This is a genomic window from Bacillus atrophaeus (assembly GCF_001584335.1).
Lineage (GTDB): Bacteria > Bacillota > Bacilli > Bacillales > Bacillaceae > Bacillus > Bacillus atrophaeus.
In genome coordinates this window covers 285,717-299,819 of record NZ_LSBB01000018.1, presented here as the reverse complement: position 1 = coordinate 299,819, position 14,103 = coordinate 285,717, and the positions used below count along the sequence as shown (strand labels likewise).

Here is a 14,103-nt window from a genome sequence, read left to right as displayed (position 1 = left end):
CGAAACTGCTTACATTTTACCATATCAGCCATAATCCCTTCAAATACGGATGGTTTTAATGGTCTCTTGCGGCAATTAAATCACAGAGATCATACAAAAGCTCTTTTTGCAGAGAGAGTCCGCTAATAAGATCCTTAGCCGCTTTCATGTGATCGGCAAGCTTGTTTTTGGCGCCATCTAATGAAAGCAATGACGGATAGGTCGATTTGTCGTTCGTCGTATCTGAACCGACGCGTTTTCCGATTTTTTCTTCATTGCCTTCCAGATCCAAGATGTCATCCCGTATTTGAAAGCCGATGCCGATATGGCTGCTGAAGGCGCGCAGGGTTTCAATTTCATTCTCCGGCGCATCGGCCAAAATCGCACCTGCCATGACAGAAAATGCAAGCAGTTTAGCCGTTTTTCGTTCATGAATGGATTCCAGTTCTTCAAGTGAAACTGACTTGCTTTCAGCTTCCATATCGGCGATTTGTCCGCCAACCATTCCTTCAGTGCCGGCTGCGGAAATCAATTCATTCACAAGACGGAGCCGTTTATCGGCAGAGACGTCTTCTGATACGTGTGAGGTAATCAGCTTAAAGCTTTCTGTAAGCAGCCCGTCTCCCGCCAATACAGCCGTTGCTTCTCCGAACACTTTATGATTTGTCGGTTTTCCTCTGCGCAAATCATCGTCATCCATACATGGAAGATCATCATGGATTAAGGAATATGTATGAATCATTTCGACGGCGCAGCCGACCGGAATGCCATCCTTTTCACTTTTTCCGTATGCATGCAATACGGCTAATACAACCACCGGACGGAGCCGCTTTCCTCCTGCTTCGAGGGAATAAAGCATTGATTTTTTTAGCGAGTCCGGCATATTTAGACGTTCAGTGTACACGGAAAGTTGCTGTTCGATGACATTTTTGCGTTCCGCTAAAAATTGTTCAAATTTATTTGCCACCTTCGTCTTCCTCCTGAACGCTGAAAGGTGCCAATTCTCCATCTTCTTTTAAAATAAAATCCATTTGTTTTTCTACTTTTTGCAGCTTTTCATGGCACGTTTTTGAAAGAGCCATGCCTTCTTGAAAATAAGTGATCGCCTGCTCTAAGGGCACATCTCCTTCTTCAAGCTTTGCGACAATGCCCTCCAGCCCTTTCATTGCCTCTTCAAATGTGATATTTTCATCTTTTTTCTTTTCTGTCATTTTGCTTCGCCTCTCCTTTCCAGTACTTCACATGTCAACACGCCGTCCTTCAGTTTCACTTCAAGCTGATCATTTTCTTCAACCTGGCTGATGCTTTTTATGAGCTCATCTTCTTTATAAGCAAGGCTGTATCCTCTTTCCATTACCTGAAGCGGGCTTAATGCATTCAGTTTACCAAGAACCGTTTGAAACTGCGAATGAAGCTGCTTTATTTGGATATTCATGCTTCTTGTCAGTTGATTGGTCCGGTCCTCATGTCTTTTTCTGGCTTGTTTAAGCTGTTCATGAGGATGCAGAGCCGCCAGCCGGTAAGTTTCACGTTCCAGCTGTCTGTTTTTCCGCTCAAAAAGAGAGGTCAGCTGTGTCTGAAATTGCTGGTATGCAAGGTCAAACTGCTGTTCTTTTTGAGCATACAGACGTTTCGGGAATCGGAACGCATATGAAGATTGAAGCGTTTGAATGCGTTCTTTTTTCTGGCTGATATGCTGCTGCATCGCTCGAGTGATTCTGACTTCCGCTGTTTTGATGCGTTCGATTAAGTCCGTTGTATGCGGTACGGCGATTTCAGCCGCTCCGGTCGGTGTGGCAGCTCTTATATCCGCCACAAAATCGCTGATAGTAAAATCGGTTTCATGCCCGACCGCCGAAATAATCGGTATTCTTGAAGAAAAAATCGAGCGGGCTACGATTTCTTCATTAAAGGCCCACAGTTCCTCGATCGAACCGCCGCCTCTGCCGACAATTAACACGTCGCACATCTGTTTTTCATTCGCCTCTTCAATGCGCTTTACTATTGATCGGCTCGCGTTTTCGCCCTGAACGAGCGCTGGAAGGACAATGATTTTCACAAGGGGATATCTTCTTTTAAGAGTTGTTATAACGTCTCTGACGGCTGCACCCGTCGGAGATGTCACAACCCCGATCGTGGCTGGAAAAGCGGGGATTGTTTTTTTGTGCCGTTCATCAAATAAGCCTTCATTGGCAAGCTTTTTCTTTAGTTCTTCATAAGCCAAATACAGCGCCCCAACCCCGTCCGGCTGCATTTCTTTTGCATATAGCTGATAATTTCCGCTCGGCTCGTAAACTGAAATGCCGCCTCTGACCAATACCTTCATTCCGCTTTCCGGCTTGAAGGGAAGGCGCGCGCTTTGCCGAGCAAACATCACGGACTGCATCCGGGCGTTTTCGTCTTTTAAAGTAAAATAAATATGGCCTCTTGTATGTATTTTAACGTTCGATAGTTCCCCTTTAATCCAAATATCTTCAAGATGAGGATCGACATCGAATTTTCGCTTTATATACTTTGTCAGCGCCGAGACGGTTACATACGCTGCTTCACTCATGTTTCGAACTCCTCTCGTTTCAGTAACATCTTACTCACCACAACTAAAGAAAACCCGCTTTTGGGCAGCAAGCCTTAGAAGCGGGTAAGGTGCTAAGTTCATCCCGGCAGGCTGTCAAAAAACAGCCCGCCGGCAAATGACTCTCTCCAGTTATCTATGATAACGTACGTTTCGCAGATTTTACAGTATTATGCGCAAGCATCGTAATGGTCATCGGACCGACTCCGCCGGGAACAGGCGTAATAAAGGACGCTTTTTCCTTTGCCTCGTCAAACGCCACATCTCCGCAAAGCTTGCCGCTTTCCAATCGGTTGACACCGACATCAATCACAATGGCGCCTTCTTTAATCTGGTCCGCCGTGATGAAATTGGCTTTACCGACTGCTACCACCAAGATGTCCGCTTTCTTTGTATGCTCGGACATATTTTTTGTTCTTGAATGGCAATATGTGACGGTCGCATTTTCATTCAGCAAAAGCTGTCCGACAGGTTTGCCGACAATATTGCTTCGGCCGACTACAACAACCTCTTTACCGGAAAGATCTATATTGGTTTTCTTCAAAAGTTCAACAATCCCATGGGGCGTACAAGGGAGAAATGTATCCTCGCCAAGCAGCATCTTCCCTACATTTAGCGGATGAAAGCCGTCAACATCCTTATCCGGAGAAATACGCTCAATGACCGCTTTTTCTGAAATATGATCTGGCAGCGGGAGCTGAACAAGGATTCCGTGGAATTCAGGATCTTGATTGTACCGGTCAATAATAGAAAGCAGTTCAGCTTCTGTAAGACTGCTGTCAAATTGATCAAGCTTAAAGTTCATTCCCATTGTTTCAGCGGCTTTTTTCTTTCCCCGCACGTAAGAATGAGAAGCAGGATCATCTCCGATCAGAATAACCGCCAGGCCCGGTGTGACGCCTTGCTGTTTAAGCTCTTCTACCTCTTTTGCCAGTTGTTCGCGTTTTTCTTTTGCCGTTTCTTTTCCGTCGATGATTGTTGCAGTCATTTTCTTTCCTCCTATGATTGTTCAATATCAGATTTAATGTTAGAAAGAACCCCGTTTACGAATTTTGTTGCTTTGTCATCACCAAAACGCTTTGCCAGCTCGATTGCTTCGTTCATAGACACATTGACAGGAATGTCTTCTACATACACCATCTCATAAACCGCCAATCGCAAAACCGCACGGTCCACATTGGCAATTCGATCAAGCTTCCAATTCACCAGATGCTTGGAAATCATCTCATCAAGCTGAACTTGGTGGTCAATCACACCGTACACCAGTTCTTCAAAGAACGGATCGGTTTTTTGGTCATCAAGCGCATGCTCAATGGCTTCATTCGGTGCAATGTCGCTGACATCAATTTGAAATAGTGCCTGCAAAGCTTTTTCTCTTGCTGTTCTTCTTTTCATTTTCTTTCTCCTTTGATCCTCTTTATCCGCTTGTCGTTAAGCCATAAAGAGATCATAACATATTTTTTTCTCATCCGCATATTGAAATCAAGGTTTTTCACCCTATTACCGAATATTCTCATCAACCTTTACATTATCATTCGGATTTCACGAACATGAAGAAACTCGGCTGCCATGAGCCGGCTTTCTTCATGCTTGAAATACTGGGTAACGTGTAAAAAAACCAAAGGGCCGCCCATCCCCTTGGTTTTCAGTAAAGCCATTTACATTTCTTCGTCGATTTCGACTTCTTGGGCTTTTGTGTCAAATTGAATGCCGACGATGTGAATATTAATTTCATTGATTGTAAGAGACGTCATATTTAATAAGGTTTGTCGAATGTTTTCCTGAACCGCTGCAGCGACTTTCGGGATGGAAATGCCGAAAGAGACTACACAGTAAACATCAATCGTGATTCCGTCATCTGCCAGATCCACTTTAACACCTTTGCCGTGATTGATTTTACCAAAGCGTTCCACGACACCGGTCGCAAAGTTTCCCCGCATTTCTGCGACGCCCTCAACCTCGGACGCGGCGATTCCGGCAATAACCTCAATGACTTCCGGGGCAATCTCAACCTTACCCAAATGTGTATCGTCGTGATCCATTTTAAGCAAGCTGTTGTCTTTCATTCATTTCACCTCCGCAAAAATTATGAGCCCATTACATCATATGTTTCTAAAAATTTTGTATTAAACTCTCCGCTTACAAATGTTTCGTGTTCAAGCAGTTTTAAATGGAACGGAATCGTCGTTTCCACGCCTTCTATGACAAATTCGCTCAATGCGCGCTTCATGCGGGCAATTGCTTCATCTCTCGACTTGCCGTATGTGATGACTTTCGCAATCATGCTGTCGTAGTATGGAGGAATGGAGTAGCCCGGGTATGCCGCGGAATCCACTCGGACACCGAGTCCGCCCGGCGGCAGGTACATTTTAATTTTACCAGCTGATGGCATGAAATTTTTACTTGGATTTTCAGCGTTAATACGGCATTCGATGGCCCAACCGTCAAACGTGACGTCTTCTTGTTTGAGGCTCAGCTCTATGCCTGATGCCACCTTAATTTGTTCCTTAATCAGATCGGTCCCTGTCACCATTTCAGTGACCGGGTGCTCTACTTGAATTCTCGTGTTCATTTCCATGAAGTAGTAGCGCTGTTCTCTGTAATCATAGATAAATTCGACTGTGCCTGCGCCTGTATATCCAACCGCTTTTGCCGCTTTAACAGCTGCATCTCCCATTTGCTCCCTGATCTCGGAGTCGAGCGCCGGAGACGGGGTTTCTTCCAATAGCTTCTGAAGGCGTCTTTGGATAGAGCAGTCACGTTCGCCCAGATGAATCGTATTTCCATAGTTATCGGCCAGTACCTGAATTTCAACATGCCGGAAATCTTCTATGTATTTTTCGATGTAAACACCTGGATTCCCGAATGCCGTTGCGGCTTCCTGCTGGGTAATCTTGATGCCGTTAATCAGCTCTTCTTCAGTGCGGGCGACCCTGATTCCTTTGCCGCCCCCGCCTGCAGTTGCTTTTATAATAACAGGATACCCAATTTCACCCGCAAGCGAAACCGCTTCTTCCGCATTATTTATAATACCTTGTGAACCGGGAACAATCGGAACACCAGCAAGCTTCATTGTTTCCCTTGCCACATCTTTTGTCCCCATTTTTGAAATGGCGTCCGCACTAGGTCCTACAAACGTGACATTTACTTCTTCGCACAGTTCGGCGAAGTCCGCGTTTTCAGCTAAAAATCCATATCCCGGATGAATAGCGTCCGTACCGGTCAGCTTAGCGACACTGACGATATTGGTTACATTTAAATAGCTGTCTTTTGAAGCTTTTGGCCCGATGCAAAAAGCTTCATCAGCCATTTGCACATGCAGGGCTTCTTTATCAGCTTCTGAATAAACAGCCACAGTCTCAATACCGAGCTCTTTGCAGGCTCTGATGATTCTGACAGCAATTTCTCCTCTGTTCGCGATCAATAGCTTTTTTATCATGATATATATCTCCTTACTCTGCTCTTACAAGAAATAGAGGTTGTCCGTATTCAACCAGCTGGCCGTTTTCCGCTAATACTTCAACGATTTCCCCTTTAACTTCCGCTTCTATTTCGTTAAAGAGCTTCATTGCTTCGACGATGCAGACCACAGTGTTTTCACTTACTTTTGAGCCTGCTGACACATAAGCCCCCGCTTCAGGTGAAGAAGAAGAATAGAATGTTCCTACCATCGGCGACTTGATTTGGTGAAGGTTTTCATCATGTTTCGGAGCTTCCTGAGCAGGAGCTGCCCCCGCCTCCGGACTTGCCACCTGCGGAGCCGGTGCCTGAACAGGCGCTGCAGGCGCCTGCTGCATCACTTGAACGGTTCCTGCCTCATGCTTTTTCAGTTTTAAAGTGACGCCTTCGTTTTCATAAGTGAATTCATCAATGGATGATTCGTCAATTCGTTTTATAAGTTCGTGGATTTCTTTGAGATTTAACATGTAATCGCACTCCTATGTATTAAATTTCAATTTTTATAGGTTACTACTAAAAGTTCATACTATGTTTATCTTACAGGAGCGGGCTTTTGAATTCAACTGTTTCATGAATGCCAAAAAAAAGCCCGCAGTATATGCGGGCGTGTTTTAGCTTCCATTATTTTGACGGCTCGAATGTGACGGCGACGTCTTTCATACTTTTCATCTCTTTGGCGACAAGGTCGATGATCGCAGACGCTTTTGATGATGAATGCTTATCCGATTTGACTGTAATGTTAATTTTATCGCCTTCTGCGTTAACCAGCGCGTCTTCGTAACCTTTTGTTTTGATCAATGTTTCAAGCTGTTTTTCCGTTCCTTCCGCTTCACTGAGCGCTGTCATTTTGTCATATGCTTCGCTTTTTTCCTTCGCTGTCGCATCGTCACTTGAAACGATGGCATTCAGCTCTTCTCTCTCTTTGCTTCTGGCGTCTTCCATATCAAGGCGGTATGTTGTGAAGAGATCATCGTCAGCTGTCTCTGTTACAACTGTGCCGTCCTTTCCGCTTGCTTCAGCAGAGGTTTCTTTGTCTTCGGTTGATTTAGAATCCTTTGTTCCCTTCTCTTCTTCTGTTTTCGTATCAGTTTTATCTTGATTATCTTCCTCTTTTGGTTTTTCCTCTTTAGCCACTTCTCCGCTGCCAGAGGCGCTTTCCATTTTCACAGCGTTTTTGCTTTCCGGCGACATAATGTAGTAGACACTTAGTACCACTACGAGACTGAGCATTGTTAATAGCCAAACAGTTTGTTTTTTCAGCATAATTTATGAATCCTCCTTCATTTTTTTAGGGGCAACTGCAACCCGGTGGCTTGGAACATCCAGCACTCTGGTCACTGCTTCAATGATGGTTTTTTTTATTTGAACGTTGTCCACTCCTTGAGCGACAACGAGTACACCGCGTATGTCAGGTTTTTTCGTCTGAACGACAACCGGGGTTTCTTGGTCGCCATTGCGTATCATCACGATTTCTTCCTCAGATGTTTGATCAGTCACGCTTCTTTTGCCGCCTTCTTTATCGGTTTCTTCCGTTGTGGTATTTTTGCTTGATTTATTTTTTTCAAAAACTTTCAGGGAAGTTGAATCCACATTGACGACAACTGAGACATCTTCCACGCCGATGATCGTTTCAAGAATTTCTTTCAGCTGGTTCTCGTATTCTTTTTCGTAATCGTCAATGGAGTTTTTAGGCTCATCAGCTTTAGAGGTTTTGAAAACAGCGGCTGTTTTTGCGTCGCTCCCCGCAGGATCCACTGATGTTGCGGCTGAAGCTGTTTCAGCCGTGTCTTTTCCGGCTTTCTCAGGTGAAGAAAAGAGCTGACTGACAAGCATAAAGGATACACCGAGTACAAACACAAACAGAAAGTAATGATATTTGGTCAGCTTGGGCTTTTCGCCGTCTTTCGCTTGCCCCGGAAGCAACTGTTTTTTCAGAACATGCCACAATCCGTTTTTATTCATTGCCGTTTCTCTCCCCGCCTTCCATATAAACCGTAATTTTCTCACTGCCGATTTCCCATATTTCCGATAGCTCTTTTTTTACTTTTTCTGCTTCTTTTTTTTCTGCGGTGTCTGCTGATTCATATGTCTTGTCCGTGTTGATGTGAATCGGTGCGATCGTTTGAACGGTTTTTTCAGAAGCCGGGGCCATATGCACGCTGATTTCTGTTATATCCTCTTCTGAATCTACCTTTGCTCCTGCCGAGACATTGAGTTTCTCTATCTTGTAGGCATCATGACTGAACGTCTCCTCCGCTTTCTTTTTTAATTGGACAGCCATTTCTTCTAAAATATATGCACGCTGTGTGGCTTGTATTTCTTTTTTTTCAGAATTGATATGATTTTTTATGTCAGCTGATTGGGATTGGCCGTTTTCGGTCAGATACTCAAAGATCACTTCGGGGTCTGTTTTAAAAAGCTTAAAAATCGGATTGAGCATCACGACGATTAACAGCAGACTGACCACCATTTTTGCGTATTTTTGCATGCTTGAGTTGGGCAACAGCATATCAATCACAATCGCAAATAAGATGAATAAGACGATACTCGTCAGCCATTCGGTCAAAAAGCTCATCCTTGAAGCCTCCTTTACTTCATCATCATGGTAAGGTTTCCTGCTGTTATGATTACGGTAATGCTCAAGAAAAACATGAGAGAAACAATGGCGAGGGCCGCAAAAATATAGAGAACGCTTCTGCTGATAACATCCAGGCAGGTAATGACCGGCCCGCCTCCGAGCGGCTGCAAAATTGCGGCTGCCAGTTTATAAATGAAAGCCAGTGAAAGCACTTTTATCGCAGGAAAGGCTGCGATGCAAATTAATATGGCGACACCGATGATGCCTACCGTATTTTTCAAAAGGAGGGAGGCGCTGATCACTGTATCGGTGGCATCTGTAAACATTCTTCCAAGCACGGGGATAAAGTTTCCGGTTATAAATTTAGCCGTTCGCAGCGTAATGCCGTCTGTAACGGCGGCTGAGGTGCCTTGAACGGAGATCACGCCAAGAAAGATAGTTAAAAAGACGGCGAGGGCTCCGATTGCGATTTTTCTTAGAAGACCGGCAAGCTGCGTTACCTTGTATTGATCCGTCATTGTGCTGACAATGCTTAAAATTGCAGACAAGAAGATCAGCGGCATCACAATATTTTGGATCAGCAAACCGCTTGTATTCATTAAAAAGAGAATAACGGGATGAAAGAAGGCTGCCGATACTGCTCCACCAGAGGAAGCCATCAGCGCCAAAAGCATCGGAATGAGGGCGAGTATAAAACTGGTCATCGTTTGAATGGCCTCGCTGGCATAAGTGATCGCTACATGAAAACTGTTCAGTGCAAGGATGATCAAGACCATATATACAATCGAGTAGGCGACCTTGCTGACCGTGCTTTGCTGAAACGCATTTTGCAGCATCTGAAGAATGACACAGAAAATGGTGAGTAAAATCAAAGTGCCGAGGAGTTTTCCATTTGCGAGCACTTCATGAAATAAATAAGAAAAAAGTGCCTTCAGCCATTCTTGCGGAGAAAACGATTTTTCACCATTCATAAATTCAAGTAAACTTCCTTTTTGGCTTTCAGGGAGCAGCCCGCCATATTCGGATATGATGTCATCCCAAAATTCACCGATGCTGTCGGTTTCAAGTGCCTCTGCCTGCTGTTTCACCAATTCATCCGCTTTATCAGCACTTCCTGCGGTTTCTGCGGTTTCTTCCGTATCCTGAAGAGCCTGTACACTTTCCGTTTGACAAAAAATCAAAACGGCCGCAAGAGCAAGTATCCATCGAAAGCGCTTCATTCAGCTTCCCGCCTCCTTTCCTGTCATGACATTGAAGGGATAAGTCCGAGAATCGTTTCAATAATCACTGTTAAAATAGGAACAGCCATCACGAGGATCAGGACCTTTCCCGCGAGCTCAATTTTTGAGGCGATGGCTCCCTGCCCGGCATCTTTTGTGAGCTGGGCCCCGAATTCTGCGATATAGGCGATTCCGATAATTTTCAAAATGGTTTCGACATAGACCATATTCACATTGGCATTTACTGCTATCTTTTCAATCATTCTGATGATGTCATAGATTTGATCCACCAGATACAAAAAAATGACACAGCCCGCAAACACGACAATCAGAAAAGCGAATGTCGGCTTTTGTTCTTTCACGATTAAGGAGAGGAATGTGGCGATCAGCCCTAAACCTACAATTTGAACGATGTCAATCTGTAAGCCCCCCTATCCTTGAAATAAAAACACAGCTTTTATCTTTTTAAATAGGTCATCAACGATCGTCGCCACCATAAATAAAATGTAGATAAAGCCAAGAAGCGTTACCCATTGGGCATACTCTTTTTTTCCCATTTGGTCCAGGATGGTGTGTAAAAAAGCGACCACGATTCCGACTCCGGCGATTTGGAAAATCACATTTACGTCTACTCCCATTTTATTTTTGCTCCCCTCATGTTTACATCAATAGAAGAATGAGTAATAATCCCGCTAAAAATCCTAAGCTTTTCAGCATTTTTTCATTTTTCGCTTGCGCCCGTTCGGCGTCTGTTTCTGCCGCTTCCAAGTGGTTGAGCGCCAGCTTGATATGCTTTTGCTGGGAGACTCTGTCGTGCAGCCCGAGCGTCTCCCCAAATTGCTTCAGGACATCATATTCGCTTTTTTTCATAGACATGGTGTTCCAGACTTTCTTTAAACTTTGCTCCCAAGCGGTTTTTGCTGAATCACTTCCTCTATCCAGCTGTTTGCTGAAGGAGTCGAATAAACATGAAACGGGCTTGGCAAGCTGCTTTGCGATTTGCTGGGAGGCTGTATGAAGCGGTGTGTGCCCGTACATGATTTCAGCCTCGAGTGATTGCAGGGCTGCCCGGAGCTGGCGGATTTGCCGCGGTCTTTCCGTATAAACCTTCGCTGCTTCAAAACCTGTCCATGTCGTCGCCGCCAGTATCAAAACAGCACCTAACAGCTTCAGCATGACTTTACACCCCGGCTTGGCGAAAGCGCCTTTCCGTCTCTGTCGTACATCTGGTTTACCGTGCCTGGCCCCTTGCGTCTTGATAGTTCAACATAACGGTCGAACGCCTTTTCCTCCCATAACAGCTTTAGCGACGGCCTTTTCATTAAGTCTGATATCGTCCAGCCATGTGCGGACACGATAACGGAAACACCGGCATGGAGCGCTTCCAAGATGGCCTCTGAATCTTCCATTCTGCCGATTTCATCAACAATGATAACCTCGGGACTCATCGAACGAATCATCATCATAAGTCCTTCCGCTTTCGGACACGCGTCCAATACGTCGATTCGCTGACCGAATTGATGCTGGGGTATGCCGCGCAGACAGCCGGCAATTTCTGAACGTTCATCAACAATGCCGGTCTTTTTTGCCGGAATTTTATTTATGCCGCTGCTTGAAAGTCTGGCAAGATCCCGCAGAAGCGTCGTTTTTCCTGTTTGCGGGGGACCGATGATCAGCGTGTTCAGCCAATTCTCTTTAAAAAGAAACGGCACTAATTCATTCGCGATATGAAGCTTTTGCCGGGCAATCCGTATGTTAAAGGACGCGATGTCACGAAGCCCCTTTACACTGCCGTTTTCTACGATAACTCTTCCTGCCAATCCGACTCTGTGGCCGCCTCTGATGGTTACATATCCTTTCTTAAGCTCTTCTTCCAGCGTATACATGCTGTAATTGCTCAACCGGCTTAAGATAAGATGCGCGTCTTCTGCGGTGCATATATAGGACAGAAAGAGAGGTTGTCCGCTTCTGATCAGTTCTACTGGACGTTCTGTCCGGATTCTGATTTCCTCTATTTGCAGCCGTTCATGTTCCGGAATGCCGGAAAGGGCATTTCTCATGGATTCAGGGAGAACCTCTGCAATTTCATTCAAAAGAGCCTCCTCCTTTTTCACCGATTGGCTTCTTTAAAAATGTATGACAAGAGGCAGACTTTATGACAAGTCCTCATGCTATTTATGGACACCAGCCAAAATGAACACAACGCCGATAAAGATGAAAATCAGCTTGGCATACGAAAGCTGCCCCGCAATTTGGTAGATTCCGACGGTCATTGTAATGATAAAGATTAATGGCCCGACAATCGCAAGGATACTATTGACCACAACCGCCTTTCTGACATCGTTTGTCACCAGCATCACAATGGCCGCCGTCAGTTCAATTAATGAAGATAAAACTCTTAAACCAGCCATTGTTAAAACAGTAGAATTGATTTGACCAAGAAAGAATCTCATAGCAATCTCTTAACCTCCCGCTTTTTTTATACTATATGCTCTATCTGAAGGAAGTAGTCTTGGTATCTTCGTATAAAAGAAAGATTCGGTTTTGCGCATAAAAAAAGCCGGTTCCTTAAAGGGAGCCGGTCTTAAAGAGTTCTTTATGACAAAAAAGCCTGCCCCTTAATCAGGAGCAGGCTTTCTGCTTTCGTCCTACGCTCTTGACACGTAAGATCCGTCTGTTGTGTTGACAACAAGCGTATCGCCTTCGTTCACAAAGAACGGTACGTTTACAACAAGTCCTGTCTCTGTTTTGGCAGGCTTTGTTCCGCCTGAAGCTGTATCGCCCTTAATTCCGGGTTCTGTTTCCACAACTTTCAGCTCAACCGTGTTCGGAAGCTCAATTCCGAGTGTTTCAGTTTCATACATCATGATATGTACAGACATGTTTTCGAGTAAATATTTTAATTCATATTCAATTTGAGAAGCGCTCAGCTCAAGCTGTTCGTATGAACTTGTGTCCATAAATACGTGCTGGTCTCCATTTGCGTATAAGTATTGCATTGTTTTCGTTTCAATTTGCGCCTTGGCTACTTTTTCACCTGCGCGGAATGTTTTTTCCTGAATAGCGCCGGTACGCAGGTTGCGCAGTTTAGAACGGACAAATGCCGCGCCTTTTCCCGGTTTCACGTGCTGGAAATCAACAACGCGCCAAATGCCGCCGTCCACTTCGATTGTTAATCCTGTACGAAAATCGTTAACTGAAATCATGTTCAAGTCCTCCTATATATCCAATCACAAAATAATTAATTCTTTAGGGGAATGGGTGATCGTCCGGCATCCGTTCTCTGTAATGACAATGTCATCTTCGATTCTGACGCCGCCCGTTTCCGGTATGTAAATGCCCGGCTCAACCGTGACAATCATGCCAGGCTCAAGAACAGCCGAAGACCTTGCAGATAAACCCGGTGACTCGTGAACTTCCATGCCGAGCCCATGCCCTGTCGAATGGCCAAAATACTGGCCGTAGCCTTTTGCAGTAATATGATCCCTTGTCAATGCATCTGCCTCTTTGCCCGTCATGCCCGGCTTGATGTGCTGAACGCCAAGCGCCTGGGCGTCGAATACAATCTGGTAGATGTCTTTCAGTTTATCGCTCGGCTCGCCTACCGCAATGGTGCGTGTAATATCAGAACAGTATCCTTTATAATAAGCGCCGAAATCAAGCGTGACAAAATCTCCGCTTTCGATCAATTTTTCACTCGCCACTCCGTGAGGAAGGCTTGACCGAAGGCCCGACGCGACAATCATATCAAAAGAAGAGCTGTCAGCCCCCTGGCTTCTCATAAAGAATTCAAGCTCATTGGCAACAGATATTTCGGATATGCCGGGTTTGATAAACGTTAAGATATGATGAAAAGCATCATCTGCAATCTTCGCAGCTTCCTCTAATATCTTAATCTCTTCATCAGACTTAATCAAGCGCAACTTTTCCACCGATTCCGCAACCGGCACTAATTCCGCGCCGTTCACAACCGCATGGTATGACGCGTATGTCCCGTACGTCATGCTGTTTTGTTCAAAACCAAGCTTTGCAATGCCAAAATCGTTAATCGTATCAGCAGCAGTCTGAATCAAACTTCCGCCGTGTTCAATGATTTCAAATCCCTTTACTTGGGCTTTAGCCTGTTCCGTATACCGAAAATCGGTAATAAACGCCGCGCGTTCTTCCGATATGACGGCAAGCCCGGCTGATCCCGTAAAGCCCGTCATATACTGTAAATTCGTTCCGCTGGTTATAAGCAGTCCGTCAATCCCCAGCTGTTTGAAAAGATTGCGTAATTTCTCCAGTTTCATATC

At 44.9% G+C, this 14,103-nt stretch carries 19 protein-coding genes; all 19 read right to left on the bottom strand.

From position 1 onward, the window contains the following. Positions 1 to 55: 55 nt before the first annotated feature. Positions 56 to 988, bottom strand: coding sequence for a polyprenyl synthetase family protein (locus AXI57_RS10350; protein WP_253294984.1), 933 nt, complete (start codon positions 986 to 988; stop codon positions 56 to 58). After that, positions 936 to 1,190 carry an exodeoxyribonuclease VII small subunit gene (locus AXI57_RS10345; protein ID WP_061670017.1) on the bottom strand — a complete coding sequence of 85 codons (255 nt, stop codon included), beginning with the start codon at positions 1,188 to 1,190 and terminating at the stop codon, positions 936 to 938. The genes AXI57_RS10350 and AXI57_RS10345 overlap by 53 nt, the downstream gene beginning before the upstream one ends. After that, the gene (gene xseA, locus AXI57_RS10340) at positions 1,187 to 2,533 is read right to left on the bottom strand and encodes an exodeoxyribonuclease VII large subunit (protein ID WP_003325475.1); all 1,347 of its coding nucleotides are present in this window, start codon (positions 2,531 to 2,533) and stop codon (positions 1,187 to 1,189) included. The genes AXI57_RS10345 and xseA overlap by 4 nt, the downstream gene beginning before the upstream one ends. A 154-nt stretch (positions 2,534 to 2,687) precedes the next feature. After that, positions 2,688 to 3,539, bottom strand: coding sequence for a bifunctional methylenetetrahydrofolate dehydrogenase/methenyltetrahydrofolate cyclohydrolase FolD (gene folD / locus AXI57_RS10335; protein ID WP_010789179.1), 852 nt, complete (start codon positions 3,537 to 3,539; stop codon positions 2,688 to 2,690). 11 nt (positions 3,540 to 3,550) lie between these two features. Beyond that, entirely contained in the window at positions 3,551 to 3,946 is a 396-nt protein-coding gene (nusB, locus tag AXI57_RS10330; RefSeq protein WP_003325473.1) for a transcription antitermination factor NusB, read from the bottom strand. 263 nt (positions 3,947 to 4,209) lie between these two features. Next, positions 4,210 to 4,617, bottom strand: a complete 408-nt coding sequence (gene yqhY / locus AXI57_RS10325) for a fatty acid biosynthesis protein YqhY (protein WP_003325471.1) — start codon at positions 4,615 to 4,617, stop codon at positions 4,210 to 4,212. A gap of 20 nt (positions 4,618 to 4,637) precedes the next feature. Next, entirely contained in the window at positions 4,638 to 5,990 is a 1,353-nt protein-coding gene (gene accC / locus AXI57_RS10320) for an acetyl-CoA carboxylase biotin carboxylase subunit (RefSeq protein WP_003325469.1), read from the bottom strand. A gap of 13 nt (positions 5,991 to 6,003) precedes the next feature. Further along, positions 6,004 to 6,477: an acetyl-CoA carboxylase biotin carboxyl carrier protein gene (gene accB / locus AXI57_RS10315; protein WP_003325468.1), complete on the bottom strand. Its 474-nt coding sequence runs from the start codon at positions 6,475 to 6,477 to the stop codon at positions 6,004 to 6,006. A gap of 154 nt (positions 6,478 to 6,631) precedes the next feature. Further along, complete coding sequence (locus tag AXI57_RS10310; RefSeq protein WP_003325467.1) at positions 6,632 to 7,273, bottom strand: SpoIIIAH-like family protein; 642 nt, start codon at positions 7,271 to 7,273, stop codon at positions 6,632 to 6,634. A gap of 3 nt (positions 7,274 to 7,276) precedes the next feature. Further along, positions 7,277 to 7,972 carry a stage III sporulation protein AG gene (gene spoIIIAG / locus AXI57_RS10305; protein WP_061670016.1) on the bottom strand — a complete coding sequence of 232 codons (696 nt, stop codon included), beginning with the start codon at positions 7,970 to 7,972 and terminating at the stop codon, positions 7,277 to 7,279. Next, a complete protein-coding gene (gene spoIIIAF / locus AXI57_RS10300; RefSeq protein ID WP_013390598.1) occupies positions 7,965 to 8,585 on the bottom strand; it encodes a stage III sporulation protein AF in 621 nt (206 codons plus the stop codon). The genes spoIIIAG and spoIIIAF overlap by 8 nt, the downstream gene beginning before the upstream one ends. A 14-nt stretch (positions 8,586 to 8,599) precedes the next feature. Continuing rightward, on the bottom strand, positions 8,600 to 9,808 hold the full coding sequence (spoIIIAE, locus tag AXI57_RS10295; RefSeq protein ID WP_061670015.1) for a stage III sporulation protein AE: 1,209 nt from the start codon (positions 9,806 to 9,808) through the stop codon (positions 8,600 to 8,602). A 23-nt stretch (positions 9,809 to 9,831) separates the two neighbouring features. Further along, complete coding sequence (spoIIIAD, locus tag AXI57_RS10290) at positions 9,832 to 10,227, bottom strand: stage III sporulation protein AD (RefSeq protein ID WP_080288967.1); 396 nt, start codon at positions 10,225 to 10,227, stop codon at positions 9,832 to 9,834. A 12-nt stretch (positions 10,228 to 10,239) separates the two neighbouring features. Then, a complete protein-coding gene (gene spoIIIAC / locus AXI57_RS10285; protein WP_003153142.1) occupies positions 10,240 to 10,446 on the bottom strand; it encodes a stage III sporulation protein AC in 207 nt (68 codons plus the stop codon). A 22-nt stretch (positions 10,447 to 10,468) separates the two neighbouring features. Then, the gene (gene spoIIIAB / locus AXI57_RS10280; RefSeq protein WP_061670014.1) at positions 10,469 to 10,984 is read right to left on the bottom strand and encodes a stage III sporulation protein SpoIIIAB; all 516 of its coding nucleotides are present in this window, start codon (positions 10,982 to 10,984) and stop codon (positions 10,469 to 10,471) included. Then, positions 10,978 to 11,901, bottom strand: a complete 924-nt coding sequence (gene spoIIIAA / locus AXI57_RS10275; RefSeq protein ID WP_003325460.1) for a stage III sporulation protein AA — start codon at positions 11,899 to 11,901, stop codon at positions 10,978 to 10,980. Before spoIIIAA ends, spoIIIAB begins: the two co-directional genes overlap by 7 nt. Positions 11,902 to 11,979: 78 nt before the next feature. Beyond that, complete coding sequence (locus tag AXI57_RS10270) at positions 11,980 to 12,261, bottom strand: YqhV family protein (RefSeq protein WP_003325459.1); 282 nt, start codon at positions 12,259 to 12,261, stop codon at positions 11,980 to 11,982. Between the two features lie 195 nt (positions 12,262 to 12,456). Further along, positions 12,457 to 13,014, bottom strand: a complete 558-nt coding sequence (gene efp, locus AXI57_RS10265; RefSeq protein ID WP_003325458.1) for an elongation factor P — start codon at positions 13,012 to 13,014, stop codon at positions 12,457 to 12,459. A 24-nt stretch (positions 13,015 to 13,038) separates the two neighbouring features. Beyond that, positions 13,039 to 14,100 carry a M24 family metallopeptidase gene (locus tag AXI57_RS10260; RefSeq protein ID WP_061670013.1) on the bottom strand — a complete coding sequence of 354 codons (1,062 nt, stop codon included), beginning with the start codon at positions 14,098 to 14,100 and terminating at the stop codon, positions 13,039 to 13,041. Positions 14,101 to 14,103 lie beyond the last annotated feature (3 nt).